Annotated in this window: 11 protein-coding genes; 10 read left to right on the forward strand and 1 reads right to left on the reverse strand. The window is 35.9% G+C overall.

Features of this window, described 5'->3' with window-relative positions; all coding sequences use genetic code 11:
- Nucleotides 1-192: 192 nt before the first annotated feature.
- The 6 genes from lpdA (at nt 193) to AL499_RS07815 (ending at nt 6,185) form a co-directional block, all read left to right on the forward strand.
- A complete protein-coding gene (gene lpdA, locus AL499_RS07790) occupies nt 193-1,545 on the forward strand; it encodes a dihydrolipoyl dehydrogenase (RefSeq protein ID WP_002492524.1) in 1,353 nt (450 codons plus the stop codon).
- Between the two features lie 88 nt (nt 1,546-1,633).
- Nucleotides 1,634-2,581 (forward strand): thiamine pyrophosphate-dependent dehydrogenase E1 component subunit alpha, encoded by a 948-nt coding sequence (locus tag AL499_RS07795; RefSeq protein WP_002479037.1) that lies wholly within the window; start codon nt 1,634-1,636, stop codon nt 2,579-2,581.
- A 15-nt stretch (nt 2,582-2,596) separates the two neighbouring features.
- On the forward strand, nt 2,597-3,637 hold the full coding sequence (locus AL499_RS07800; RefSeq protein WP_002479036.1) for an alpha-ketoacid dehydrogenase subunit beta: 1,041 nt from the start codon (nt 2,597-2,599) through the stop codon (nt 3,635-3,637).
- A gap of 17 nt (nt 3,638-3,654) precedes the next feature.
- A complete protein-coding gene (locus tag AL499_RS07805) occupies nt 3,655-4,947 on the forward strand; it encodes a dihydrolipoamide acetyltransferase family protein (protein WP_002492516.1) in 1,293 nt (430 codons plus the stop codon).
- A 145-nt stretch (nt 4,948-5,092) separates the two neighbouring features.
- The gene (locus AL499_RS07810; RefSeq protein WP_002460740.1) at nt 5,093-5,431 is read left to right on the forward strand and encodes a PadR family transcriptional regulator; all 339 of its coding nucleotides are present in this window, start codon (nt 5,093-5,095) and stop codon (nt 5,429-5,431) included.
- A complete protein-coding gene (locus AL499_RS07815) occupies nt 5,421-6,185 on the forward strand; it encodes a hypothetical protein (protein ID WP_002492394.1) in 765 nt (254 codons plus the stop codon). The genes AL499_RS07810 and AL499_RS07815 overlap by 11 nt, the downstream gene beginning before the upstream one ends.
- 615 nt (nt 6,186-6,800) lie before the next feature.
- On the opposite strand, the gene AL499_RS07820 is transcribed toward AL499_RS07815, so the two are convergent.
- On the reverse strand, nt 6,801-7,130 hold the full coding sequence (locus tag AL499_RS07820; RefSeq protein WP_002492454.1) for a hypothetical protein: 330 nt from the start codon (nt 7,128-7,130) through the stop codon (nt 6,801-6,803).
- Nucleotides 7,131-7,570: 440 nt separating this feature from the next.
- On the opposite strand from AL499_RS07820, the gene AL499_RS07830 reads away from it, so the two are divergent.
- From AL499_RS07830 to manA, 4 genes are all read left to right on the forward strand, one after another.
- Nucleotides 7,571-8,344 carry a hypothetical protein gene (locus AL499_RS07830; protein ID WP_002492408.1) on the forward strand — a complete coding sequence of 258 codons (774 nt, stop codon included), beginning with the start codon at nt 7,571-7,573 and terminating at the stop codon, nt 8,342-8,344.
- A 228-nt stretch (nt 8,345-8,572) separates the two neighbouring features.
- Complete coding sequence (locus AL499_RS07835; RefSeq protein WP_226952527.1) at nt 8,573-10,435, forward strand: BglG family transcription antiterminator; 1,863 nt, start codon at nt 8,573-8,575, stop codon at nt 10,433-10,435.
- A 79-nt stretch (nt 10,436-10,514) separates the two neighbouring features.
- Nucleotides 10,515-12,464 (forward strand): fructose-specific PTS transporter subunit EIIC, encoded by a 1,950-nt coding sequence (locus tag AL499_RS07840; protein WP_002492461.1) that lies wholly within the window; start codon nt 10,515-10,517, stop codon nt 12,462-12,464.
- A 15-nt stretch (nt 12,465-12,479) separates the two neighbouring features.
- Nucleotides 12,480-13,418, forward strand: coding sequence for a mannose-6-phosphate isomerase, class I (gene manA, locus AL499_RS07845; protein WP_002492385.1), 939 nt, complete (start codon nt 12,480-12,482; stop codon nt 13,416-13,418).
- Nucleotides 13,419-13,785: the final 367 nt, after the last annotated feature.

The raw sequence follows: 13,785 nt of genomic DNA on the forward strand, positions 1-13,785 counted from the left end.
AATTAAGGTCCACTTGTTTTATTTTTAAATTAACAATAACTTAAAATATATATTTATTTGAATATTCAAAAACGCGGGCGTAAAATGGTGGTGAAGAAATAAGAAAACGCTTGCAAAAATCTTCTTATTTCTAGAAACACTAGTCATTGTATATTAAGTCATAAAACATTATGAACAAAAGGGGGGACATTCATGACAGAAAAGTATGATGTGATTATTATTGGTGCCGGTCCAGGTGGTTATGTGTCAGCAATTCGTGCGGCCCAATTAGGTAAGACAGTAGCTATCATAGAAAAGAATAATGCTGGTGGTACGTGCCTTAATGTTGGGTGTATTCCATCCAAGACCTTATTAGAGCATGGTAAGAAAGTGCATGACATTCAAAGTGCAGATGAATGGGGTATTCACACATCAAACTTGACGATTGATGCTGCGCAATTAACTTCACGTAAAGTACAAGTTGTACAAACATTAACAAGTGGTGTGACCCATTTATTGAAGAAAAATAAGGTTAGTTATTATAAGGGAGAAGCCAAAATTAATTCTGATCTTACAGTTACAGTAAATGATGAAACATTGTCATCACAAGATGTTGTATTAGCAACAGGCAGTCGACCATTTGTACCATCTATTCCAGGTTTAGAAAACGTTGATTATGAAACGACAGATACGTTTTTTGATATGGAAGCGTTACCTAAATCATTAGTAGTCATAGGTGGTGGCGTCATTGCTACAGAATTGGCATCATCCATGGCAGATTTAGGTGTCAAAGTAACCATTGTAGAAGTAGCAGATGATATATTGCTTACTGAAATTGATGAAGTGAGAGCGCTGTTGAGAGAACATTTAGAGTCACAAGGGATTGAAATTATTACATCTGCAGATATTGAAAAGGTAGAGAAAAAGTCATTGCATTTAAAAGGACAAGATAAGATTTCTTTTGATCGTTTGTTAGTAGCAACAGGGCGTCAACCAAACATCGAAATTGTAAATGATTTGGAGTTGAGTCGTGACGGTAAGTACCTACAAGTTGATGTGCACTATCAAACATCAAAAGCACATCTTTATGCAATCGGAGATTTAACATCTGGTTATCAATTAGCGCATGCCGCAAGTGCTCATGGTATACATGTAGCTGAACATTTAGCTGGAATGCAGCCCAAAACAATTAAACAAGAAGATATTACTCGCTGTATTTATACACGTCTCGAGGCTGCATCGGTAGGATTATCAGCTGAACAAGCTGAAGCGCTAGGTTACGAAGTGAAAGTGACGACATCTGGTTTTCAAGGAAATGCTAAAGCCATAATTAAAGGTGAAGGCCAAGGATTTGTACAGTTGGTAATAGATGAAAAATATAAAGAAATACTAGGTGCATTTATAGTAGGACCACATGCTACCGATTTAATTGGGGAATTACTAGGTGTTAAAGCATCTGAGGGAACGATTGCTGAGCTGAGTGAAATTATTCAACCCCATCCGGCATTGTTGGAAGCGATTGGAGAAGGTGCAGATGCTTATTATAATCAGGCGATTCATATGTGAGATATGCCATGATGTTTAGTTAAAGCAACGACGATGACTAAATGGACATAGCAAGCCACTATCAAGAGGATATGAGGAGGAATGAGTTATGGAAAAAGAACAAGCACGTTGGATTTATAAAACAATGAATGAAATTCGCTATTTTGAAGAAAAAGTGCACAAAATTTTCAGTGATGGTAAAATTCCTGGTTTTGTCCATTTATATGTTGGAGAGGAAGCAGTTGCAACTGGTGTCATGTCACAACTTGAAGATGATGATTACATCACGAGTACCCATCGTGGTCATGGCCATGCCATCGCGAAAGGCTGTGATTTGAATGGCATGATGGCAGAAATTATGGGTAAAAAAACAGGATTAGGTCATGGTAAGGGTGGCTCTATGCACGTAGCCGAAATTGATAAAGGTATGTTAGGTGCTAATGGAATTGTAAGTGGCGGTTTTGGTTTAGCAATCGGAGCAGGTATTTCTATTCGCAACCAGCAGAAAGAAAATGTGGCTGTATGTTTCTTTGGTGATGGCGCTGCAAACGAAGGCAATTTCCACGAAGGACTTAATTTTGCGTCTATTTTAAATTTACCGGTTATCTTTGTTTGTGAGAACAACCAATTTGGTGAAGGTACAACGCATGATTATGCCAGTGCGTCAGAGACAATTGCTGAACGCGCTTCTGCATATAACATGCCAGGTGTACGTGTGGATGGTATGGATGTCATGGCAGTCTTAGAAGCGACAGAAGAAGCGGTTGCGCGTGCTAAAAAAGGTGAAGGACCGACCCTAATTGAATGTGATACTTATCGGAAATATGGTCACTTTGAAGGTGACGAACAAAAGGTTAAATCACCAGATGATCGCAATGCTGATAAAAATGCAACCGAAGAATTTAGAAAGCAAGCGATTGAAGAAGGTTGGTTAACTGAAGACGAAGCTGACGACATTGAAAAAGCTGCAGAACAAGCAGTTGAAGATGCCGTGAAATATGCTGATGACAGTGATTTACCAGATGTCGAATCATTATATAAAGATGTATTTGCCTAAAAGGAGGATATCATTATGACTGAAACGCGAAAGCTAACATTTATGGGTGCAATTAACGAAGCGATTGATCAATCAATGGAACAAGATGAAAATGTCATTCTCATTGGTACCGATGTCTCTGGTGGTGCAGGCGTTAAGCACATTAAAGACGATGATACTTTTGGCGGCGTATTTGGAGTGACAAAAGGATTAGCGAAAAAATATAGCCGTAATCGTGTCATTGATACACCGATTGCAGAACACATTACATTAAGTGCAGGAGTGGGGGCAGCAGCTACAGGCTTGCGTCCGATTGCAGAACTTATGTTTAATGATTTTCTAGGATTTGGATTAGACCCTATTTTAAACCAAGGCGCTAAAATGAGATACATGTTTGGCGGTAAGGCTAAAATTCCACTTGTCGTGCGAACAGTTCATGGGGCTGGTGCAGGTGCAGCGGCACAACATTCTCAATCCCTTTATAACGTGTTTGCTGCGATACCAGGTGTAAAAGTAGTTGTTCCGTCAAACCCATATGATGCCAAAGGATTATTAATGGCGGCGGTACAAGATGACAATTTAGTCGTATTTTCAGAAGATAAAACGTTACTTGGACAAAAAGGAAATGTGCCAGAGGAACCTTATACCGTTGATATAGGTAAAGCACGTGTTGTCCGTGAAGGGGAAGATTTATCCATTGTGGCAATTGGTAAAATGGTTGCTGTAGCCGAAGAAACCGCAGATCGTTTAAAAGACGACAATATTTCCGTTGAAGTGATAGATTTACGCACTGTCTCACCATGGGATGAAGAAACTGTATTAACATCTGTTAAAAAGACCGGACGTTTAATTGTGATTGATGAATCTAACCCACAATGTAATGTTGCAGGAGATATTGCTTCGGTTATGGGCGACCGTGCTTTTGATTATTTAGATGGTCCAATTAAAAAAGTAACGGCGCCAGATACTCCTGTACCATTCGCAGCAAACTTAGAACAAGCATATATTCCAAATGCAGATAAAGTATTAGATGTTGCAGCAGAATTAGTTGATGACTTAAGAAAAGTTAAATCATAAATGAGGGGGTGACATAAATGAGTCAAAATATCATTATGCCAAAGCTAGGTATGACAATGACAGAAGGTACTGTAGAAGAATGGTTTGTCGCTGAAGGTGATGATGTCAACGAAGGTGATAGTATAGCAACTATTAGCTCAGAAAAATTAACCCAAGATATTGAAGCGCCAGCGACAGGAACATTGCTAAAAATCGAGGTTCAAGCAGGAGAAGATGCTAAAGTTAAAGGTGTTCTTGGAATCATTGGTGATGCAGACGAAGCTACAGATAATAGCTCAAGTTCAACTGAGTCAACAAATGAAACTGCAGATACATCAGAACATGATCAGCATGAGACGTCAACGGAGACAGCAAAAGACGATGCTCAATCTTATTCAACAGAAAAATCAACTGCAGATGTGGAAAAATCACCACAACAACACACGCGTATCTTTATTTCACCACTTGCACGCAATATGGCTGAAGACAAAGCGTTAGATATTAATCGCATAAAAGGCACAGGTGGAAATGCACGTATTACCAAATTAGACATTCAACGCGTAGAAGCTCAAGGTTATGATTACGATGACAGTAAAGCTACTGAAACATCAGTCCAAACAAGTAAAAACGTTGATGTTACTAATATTGGAGAAGGATTAAATCCAATGCGTAAGCGCATCGCACAAAATATGCGTGAAAGTTTAGCTAACACGGCCCAATTAACATTACATCGCAAAGTAGATGCCGATCGTCTACTTGATTTTAAAGACAAATTAACCGTTGAATTAAATCAAGCAGATAAAGATGTGAAATTAACTGTAACTGCACTCTTAGCTAAAGCAGTTGTACTTGCCTTAAAAGACTATGGCGCAATGAATGCACGCTATGACAATGGTGAGCTATTGGAATATGAGGATGTTCATTTAGGTATTGCAACATCATTAGAAGAAGGCCTAATGGTACCTGTTATTAATGAAGCTGATACGAAAAGCATTGGTGCACTCGCTGAAGAAATTAAAAAAACATCTCAAGCCGTACGTGATGGTCACACAGATGATGTTCAATTGAGTGGTGCAACATTTACCATCACGAATATGGGGACAAGTGGTATTGAATACTTTACGCCTATTCTTAATCTAGGAGAAACAGGGATTTTAGGTGTTGGTGCATTGATGAAAGAAGTCACATTAGATGGTGATAGTTTGAGACAAGTGTCACGTATTCCTTTAAGTTTAACTTTCGATCATCAAATATTAGATGGCGCAGGCGCCGCAGAGTTCTTAAAAGTATTAGCAAAATATATCGAAAATCCATATTTACTTATTTTATAATAGGACAGCACACCCTCAATGCATTGGTTAAATGGATTGAGGGTGTTTTTTTGGAAAATTACTATCTTTTATTGTAAGATAGTTGACAAAATGAATTTGATGTACTATCTTATATTACAAGATAGTTGATAAAAAGGTGATAGATATGTCTGTTTCGAATCAAATGATGAAGGGGCTTTTAGATGGTGCAATTTTAGGCTTAATTGCAAAAGGTGAAACGTACGGTTACGAAATTTTAGAAAAATTGAAAGAAAATCAATTTCCAGAAATTAGTGATGGGAGTATTTATCCAGTTTTACTACGTCTAAGCAAAAAGGGTTATGTGCATACCACAACACGTAAATCCGATAATGGCGGCCCTAAACGCAAATATTATACAATTTCTGACAGTGGTTTAGACGAATTAACACGTTTTAAAGAAAAATGGCAATATTTAAATATTGGAATGACAAATTTATTCGGGAGTGAAATAAATGTTAAGTAAACAGTCAGAGGAATTTTTAACTAAACTTAGAGTAGAATTGTTATTTAGAGGTAAAAGTGAAGAACAAATTGATGAAATAGATGAAGAATTAAGAGATCATTTAACGATATGTGAACAGCAAGGTAAAGATGTGAGCGATATTATTGACACGCCAGTACAAGATTATGCCAATCGCTTTGCACGGCATATGCCGTTTGCTAATCAATTGGCTAAGTATATGACTTACTTTATTCTCTTTATGATTGCCGTATTTACTATTCCAGATTTATTTACTAAATCATTTACATTAAGTGTCGGTTATATTTTAAATATTTTCTTTATCTTCTTTATCAGTGTCATTGTAGGATTGTATGTAATTAAAATGCTTATTTTAAAATTTGGAGATAAGAAGAGGCTTTATGTTTTAGCCTTTTTGACTGGTTTTCCTATATTTGGCTTAATGGTATTAAGTACGTATTTAACAGGAAAATTTCCGATTTATAACATCGTGACATTGAATCAACAGCAAAGTATTATTTTAGGGATAGTCTTACTTATTGCAGTTATGTTAGCATGTATTTTACTAAAGCAAAAAGTGTATGCACTGATTATTTTAGCACTTTGTATGCCTAATATTGTTGCGTGTTTGTTTGCTAAAGACAACTCACAATATATCTATATTTCTGTGATAGGCTTAGTTATATTGACTTTCGTATTTATCGCCTTTAACATCTATCAGTTTTGGAAAGAAAGCCGTACTAATAAATCGAAATAAATTGAAATATAAAAACCAGAGTCATGATACTTAAAAGTTAAGTATTGCATGGCTCTGATTTTATTTGGATGATGTCTGAACAACATCTATTATAATAAGACTCAAAACTTACTATAAAATCGCTACACTATTATTATACATAATATTATGGGATTATAGTGGTGTTTTAGCAATAAATATGAGTAATTTTATAAGAATTAATAGACAATTTACAAAAAGTGTCGCCTAATTTCTAATTATTTTAGTTGTGTAGTTTATTTTTCTTCTGCAATTGTGACTTGACGAATAAAAATTGAGAATATAATGCACAATCTATACAATAAAATTGTACGAAAATAGTTGTAAATTTAACACTTTCAAATATAATTATATCAACTATTCAATAATCGTTATTTTGAACGTGCACAAGCGGTTTACTGCGATATAATCAAAACATAGCAACTTTCGAGTTGCTAAATTTAACACAAGTGAAGAATTTGTGTATGAAGCTATAGTCAAAAAGTTGAAATCACTGAGGTTCCAACGACACATCGATCGATGCTCTGCAGAGTATAACGCGCTACAAAATTAGTTGGATTTGTAGCGCGTTATTCAATTTGTAATAATAAAGAAAACTTATTTACTTCGCAAGATTTCAGACATTAATTGTGTATAAAGGCCACTCGCTTTGTAGCCAATTAAGATGTCTTCCGTTTGAATTTTCGAAATGTGAGGTAAACCTCGAATTTTACATACCTTTTGATGATAATCTTCAAAAGAAACAGACGTTTTAGATTGAAATAACTCATAGAAATAACGATCAAGTTCACGCGTTTCATTCACAGTATAGCCGTATCGCAATAGCATTAAGTCACGAGTTTTTAAGTCAGGTGCTAATGTTTCTTGTAACATATCGATAGATTGTTTTATTAACAATAATTCATGATCTAATGCTTCTTGATTCAAACTGTTCAACTCCTTATTACTAAGAATAACCCTAACGTATCATAGCTTAATAAGATATGAAAGTAATGAAGGACAGAGGCCCCAACAGAGAGAATTTCGAGAAGAAATTCATCAGGCAATGCAAGTTGGGGTGGGGCCCCAGCAAAGAGAATTTCGAGAAGAAATTCACCAGGCAACGCAAGTTGGGGTGGGGCCCCAACAGAGAGAATTTCGAGAAGAAATTCACCAGGCAACACAAGTTGGGGTGGGGCCCCAACAGAGAGGCTTTCGAAAAGAAAGCCAACGGACAACGCAAGTTGGGGTGTTGAATACATATAATAAAAAATATAAAATGAGATATGCTAGAATGTTACTAATAATAGCATCATAGGTTATGTCAATAAGACATCTACGTATATATAAAGATTAAAACATGGAATAAAATTACTGGAGGCAAGAACATGCTAGCAATTTTGAAAAGCACGGTTAAATTCATGCTCAAGTTTCTTGATTTTGAAAAGAAATGGGACTACTATTTTATGTTCTTTTTGAATTCAATTGTTATCATTGGTATTTTTTGCTTTCCATTAGCTATAGAAATAAAAATACTGCTAAATTTAAAGAATGATTTTTTGGAAATTATGCTAATTGCTATCGTATGTGCATTGATATTATCAAATATAATGGTATGGATCGTATTAATACAGACATGCTTAAACTTTTTTATAATTTACAGGGATTTGCAAGGTAGATGGTTTATCAAGAGAGGTTTAAATAGAAAATTTTATGAAAACAAATTAAGGTTAGATACAGTAGAAGATATAAATAAGGAACTTGCTTCAAAAAATGTAGACTATCCATTAAGAGCACTTTATAAATGTATTCATTATAAATACTATGATTTTGAAGGGAATATGTACGAAGAAATTGCATGTATATTTAGCAAACTTCATATGATACGAATGCATCTTTTTTCCCATCCGCATAAGAAGAAAAAGTTGGGTCTGCTTATATTAACCTTTATGATGAGCATAATGGTATGTATTTCATATATTACAGGTGGAAGTCCAATATTTTTAAATCGTATTATACCATATGCACAGTGTGTTTATTGCTTGATTAGTACAGGTATTCTAGCATTTATCAATGATGATCTTATAACAGAAAATAATAGGGCGAAAATTTTAGTAATACGGTATTTTCAACAACGAAATAATAATAAACGAAATTTTTAATAGAGGGCGGGACTACGAATTCATTATGAATTCTGTCCCGCTCTCGTCGTAAGAAGCACAAAGATGATTTCTAATATCAAACCATCTTTGTGCTATTATTTTGTGTTGAGACCTATATAAATATTACTAGATCCTTCATTGCTTTCCGTTTTGTTCCAGGCTACAATAAGTATTTGAAAACGGTTGCTCATTAAACAACAACGAATCCTGAGATAGAGAGTAGGGTGAATGATGATTGATCGACAATTGAAATTAGTACAGTTATTTTTAAATAATCAATCGAGTTATTTAACGTCAGATGAGATTGCAACGTATTTAAATGTATCGAATCGGACGGCACGAAATGATATTAAAATTGTAAATATGTCACTGTTAGCAGAACTGATTATAAGTGTAAAGGCTAAAGGATATACGCTTAATACGGCGCGTTACACGATTGAAGATATCGAAGCGGCTCTTCAAAGATTTTCTTTGCAGGATAGTAACCATCTAGTGCAGCTGGGTTATCGATTGTTGATGCATCATACCATCGTAACTCTGACAGATTTGGAACAACAATTTTGTTTCACAAAGCGTGAATTATTGGATTATTTAGAGCGTTTGCGCATGTGGTGTGACAAGTTTGAAGTAGATATACATATTAAAAAAAGAAAAGGTATTATTGTAGAAGGTAGTGAAACTGCAATAAATAATGCAATTTTACATTTGAATCAGTTAGCAACACAGCATGTACGTGTGGAAGATTTGATTCTGAATGAACTACCCGAAGCACATGTTTGTACAATACGTCAGATTTTTAAAACTAATTTACAAGCGGAGCAACTATCTACATCCGACATACAAATAGAACAATTGATGATCCATCTTATTTTAATTATGAAAAGACATCAGTCGAATGCACAGTCTTGGCATTTAAATGAAGAAGCCTTAGTGATTTCACGAGGAATTATTGAAGAAATTAATCATCGTTTAGGCTATGACTTAAATGATGATACAAGCCAACTATTCTCTTTTTTCATCGGCTACCATTTTAATAAGTTTGAGCTAACGTTCGAAAAACTATTTATTGATAGTTATATTCAACAATTAATTTTAAAAATGGAAGCAAAGATGCATATTCCATTTAGTCAAGATGTTATTTTAAAAGACAATCTAACGGAACATTTTAGTCGTACGTATTTGAGGATTATAAAAGAAGTGTATATGAATAATCCATTGACGAGTGAAATCAAAACGCTCTACCCATATGTCTTTAACGTATTATTTGACATTGTTCAAACACTGTCGCAAAGAGCGGATATTACGCTGAGTGAAGATGAAATTGCCTTTTTAACCATTCATTTTCAAGCATCCATTGATCGAAATGAAGTGACGCGTGTTCATATGGTTATTTGTTGCTACTATGGCTTAGGTATTTCTCAACTATTAGAAACGAAATTAACAACATTAAATCGACATATTAAAGTGCAAGATACGCTTCAGTATGATAATTTGGCTACTTATTCATTTGAAGGTGTGGACGTTTTAGTGATGACACATGATATAGATGTTGAGGTACCATCATATGTTGATGTCATAAAGATATCTCCATTATTATCAGAAAAGGATCAACATCAAATTCAATCATTGGTTAAGCAAAAGCTTAATCCAACCATAACCTCCCATGATATGAGTTCAATTCCTATTAAAGTGATTACAGCTAAGTCATATCAAAGTTTGCCTGAGTTATTTGATCGTGCACATGATATTTTAATGGCATGTCATGCAGTGCAAGAGGATTACATTCATACAGCATTATTACGTGAGAAAGCATCATCCACCTATATTGGACATGGTGTAACCATGCCGCATGGAGATCCAGACAAGGTGCTAAAGTCACATGTTCTAATTTTTAAACATAGTGAGGGTTTTTATTGGCAAGAACATGAGGTCAAGTTAGTCTTTTTCTTAGCCATTACACCTCAAGATATACACATGAATAAGCAACTGATGCACGTGCTAGCTCAATTAGATGATTCAGCTGTAGAACACTTGAGTCGCTTAGACGAAGTTGCATTTAAACAAGAAATTTTCGGATTAATACAAGGATAATTGCCGGTACTAGTGGCAATTATCTTTTTTAATGCCTTAATGTTATCGCTTACAATTTAAGTTGAGGAGCGTGATTGAAATGAAAATATTAGCGATTACATCTTGCCCGAATGGAATTGCTCATACATATATGGCTCAAGAAAAATTAGAACAAGCAGCTAAAGAGATGGGTGTTGATATTAAAGTTGAAACACAGGGCGGCGTGGGAGCAGAAAATGTGTTAACTGCCAAGGAGATACGTGAGGCAGATGGCATTATTATTGCAGCTGATAGACAAGTTGATTTGGCTCGGTTTCATGGTAAACGATTAATTAATGAAAATGTGCGCGAAGGCATTCATCATCCACAAGCATTAATTCAACGTATCATTGATCATGACGCTAAAATTTATCATCATCACGGTGAAACAAACGAACATGATGTGGTAGATGATGAAAATAAAAAAAGTGGCGTGCAAATGGTCTATCAACATCTAATGAATGGTGTGTCATTTATGGTGCCATTTATAGTTGTAGGTGGATTGCTGATAGCGATTGCTTTGACGTTAGGCGGAGAAACATCATCTAAAGGCCTAGTGGTGCATGATGGTACATTTTGGAAATCAATTGAAAATATAGGAAAATTATCATTTGGATTTATGGTACCGATTTTAGCTGGATATATTGCATATAGTATCGCAGATAAACCAGGTTTAGTACCCGGGATGATTGGTGGTGCTATCGCAGCGGATGGCAGTTTCTATGGTAGTGCTGCAGGTGCCGGTTTTCTTGGTGGCATTGTTGCAGGGTTTATTGCTGGTTATGTTGCTAAATGGATTAAACAGGTTAAAGTTCCAAAAGCGATGGCACCAATTATGCCAATTATTATTATTCCGATATTAGCTTCATTGGTTGTCGGTTTAATTTTTATTTTTGTTATCGGAGGGCCAATCTCGAGTATTTTTAGTGTGTTAACCACTTGGCTAAAAGGTATGCAAGGTACAAATATCATTATCTTAGCACTAGTCATTGGTGCAATGATTGCCTTTGATATGGGTGGCCCAGTTAATAAAGTAGCTTTTCTTTTCGGTTCGGCTTTGATCGCTGAAGGCAATTATACGGTTATGGGAATGGTCGCAGTTTCTGTGTGTACACCGCCGATAGGTTTAGGTCTAGCTACATTTTTCCAAAAGCATAAATTTAATCAATCAGAACAAGAGATGGGTAAAGCGTCATTTACAATGGGATTATTTGGTATTACTGAGGGTGCAATTCCATTTGCAGCACAAGATCCATTGCGTATTATCCCAGCCAATATGTTTGGCGCAATGTTGGCAGCAGTGATTGCAGCTTTAGGTGGTGTGGGTGACCGTGTCGCGCACGGTGGTCCGATTGTAGCAGTACTTGGAGGTATCGACCATATTGTTTGGTTCTTTATAGCAGTCATTGTTGGTAGTATCGTGACAACGCTGACTGTATTATTGTTAAAACGTAAAACGCCTGCCATTAATGTTGATGAAACACAGGCAAAAACAACGTTAGCCACAGAAGTTACTACGTCTCCACAATCGTCAGTAAATGAAAATCTTGACAATAAAAATACTGCTGAACAACAAGTCTTTCATCAAGAGTTGATTGAACGTGTCCAAACACCTATGACGCGTGATGAAGCAATAGATTGCCTTATTCAGCAATTGGATAAACATGGCTATGTTAATGATTGTTTAACTTTAAAAGATGCTATTGTAGCGCGGGAAGCCGAAGCGACAACTGCAATAGGAATGAACGTGGCGATTCCACATGCCAAGTCAGCTGCAGTTAAAGAACCTGTTGTGGCAGTATTACAGCATCAAACAGGTGTAAAGTGGGATAGTCTAGATGGTTCATTACCACAAATTATTTTCTTAATAGCTGTGCCAAATCATAGTAATGATACACATTTGAAGTTGTTACAACGTTTATCAAGAGCCTTAATGGACGATGCTACACGTAAACAATTTATTGAAGCAGCATCAACAGCAGATATATATCACATGTTACAACAACTATAAAGGAGGCGTCAGGACATGGTGTTATTTTTACAACCAGTTTTTCAAGAACGCATTTGGGGAGGTCGTGCCTTACAACAACAATTTAATTATGATATTCCAAGTCATACTACTGGTGAATGTTGGGCGATTTCAGCACATCCAAATGGTCCGAACATTATTGAAAACGGACTGCATAAAGGAAAGACTTTGACGCAAGTATGGGATGAAGATCGCGCATTATTTGGAGAAGATCAACGCAGCCAATTTCCACTGTTAACAAAGATTTTGGATGCTAATGATAAATTATCTGTGCAAGTTCATCCGGATGATGCCTACGCTTTAGCACACGAAGGCGAGTATGGCAAGACAGAGTGTTGGTATATTATCAGTGCTAAGGAAGGTGCAGAAATTATTTATGGTGTTCATGCAGATAATCAAATTGAGTTAGCCCAGAAGATTGATGCACGAGACTTTGACACGTTATTTAAACACGTTCCGGTTAAAGCAGGTGATTTTTTCTATGTGCCGGCTGGAACTGTACATGCCATTGGGGCCGGGATAACGATTCTAGAAACACAACAATCTTCAGACACGACCTATCGTATTTATGATTATGATCGCAAAGATAAAAATGGACAACTACGTGCACTTCATTTGGAACAGAGTAAGGCGGTTATTGATCTTGAAACGAAAAATCCTAATACGGTGCCGATACATAGTATCAAGCACGGCCAGTCAATGACACAGTTTGTGTCAAACGCATTCTTTACAGTAGATAAATGGGAAATTGATGGCACGTTACCATATGAGAAACCACATGTTTATTGTCTAGTATCTGTGATAGATGGACAAGGTATTGTAGCTATAGATGGAGAACAATGGCCAATTAACAAAGGCAGTCATTTTATTATCACAGCTGATGATTATGACGTTGAATTTGATGGACAACTCACGTTAATCGTTAGTCATCCATAAAGACGAGGTCGAGACAAAAATGTTGATGACTTGAGTTGAAACGAGCAATTCGCGAAAATTGTACCTCAAATTTTTGCGAATTGTATCATTTAACCGAACTCGTATTGTTCGTATACACGTGAGGAGCATTTCTCTGTTTTGGGTTTCTTTGTTGAAAAGCTTTTTTGTGATGTCAATGTTCAACTTTTTATTACTACTTATACCTTCGTATTAGTGATAATATAATTCTCAGAAAACAAAATTTCTATGCTTCAGTCTCGATTTTGATGTAATAAAAACTTATACGTTATATTGCTGGTGAAGGCTATTAATAAAGTTTGTAAGAATCTATTGGATTATTAAATATATTTTAAAAATCATAAAAAGA

The organism is Staphylococcus lugdunensis, assembly GCF_001558775.1.
GTDB lineage: Bacteria > Bacillota > Bacilli > Staphylococcales > Staphylococcaceae > Staphylococcus > Staphylococcus lugdunensis.

What these genes read in the sequence shown, in the direction of transcription:
- AL499_RS07810 (WP_002460740.1), top strand. Translation starts at nt 5,093, where the DNA reads ATGTCTGTTTCGAATCAAATGATGAAGGGGCTTTTAGATGGTGCAATT.
- manA (WP_002492385.1), top strand. Translation starts at nt 12,480, where the DNA reads ATGGTGTTATTTTTACAACCAGTTTTTCAAGAACGCATTTGGGGAGGT.
- AL499_RS07840 (WP_002492461.1), top strand. Translation starts at nt 10,515, where the DNA reads ATGAAAATATTAGCGATTACATCTTGCCCGAATGGAATTGCTCATACA.
- AL499_RS07815 (WP_002492394.1), top strand. Translation starts at nt 5,421, where the DNA reads ATGTTAAGTAAACAGTCAGAGGAATTTTTAACTAAACTTAGAGTAGAA.
- AL499_RS07800 (WP_002479036.1), top strand. Translation starts at nt 2,597, where the DNA reads ATGACTGAAACGCGAAAGCTAACATTTATGGGTGCAATTAACGAAGCG.
- AL499_RS07795 (WP_002479037.1), top strand. Translation starts at nt 1,634, where the DNA reads ATGGAAAAAGAACAAGCACGTTGGATTTATAAAACAATGAATGAAATT.
- AL499_RS07805 (WP_002492516.1), top strand. Translation starts at nt 3,655, where the DNA reads ATGAGTCAAAATATCATTATGCCAAAGCTAGGTATGACAATGACAGAA.
- AL499_RS07830 (WP_002492408.1), top strand. Translation starts at nt 7,571, where the DNA reads ATGCTAGCAATTTTGAAAAGCACGGTTAAATTCATGCTCAAGTTTCTT.
- AL499_RS07835 (WP_226952527.1), top strand. Translation starts at nt 8,573, where the DNA reads ATGATGATTGATCGACAATTGAAATTAGTACAGTTATTTTTAAATAAT.
- lpdA (WP_002492524.1), top strand. Translation starts at nt 193, where the DNA reads ATGACAGAAAAGTATGATGTGATTATTATTGGTGCCGGTCCAGGTGGT.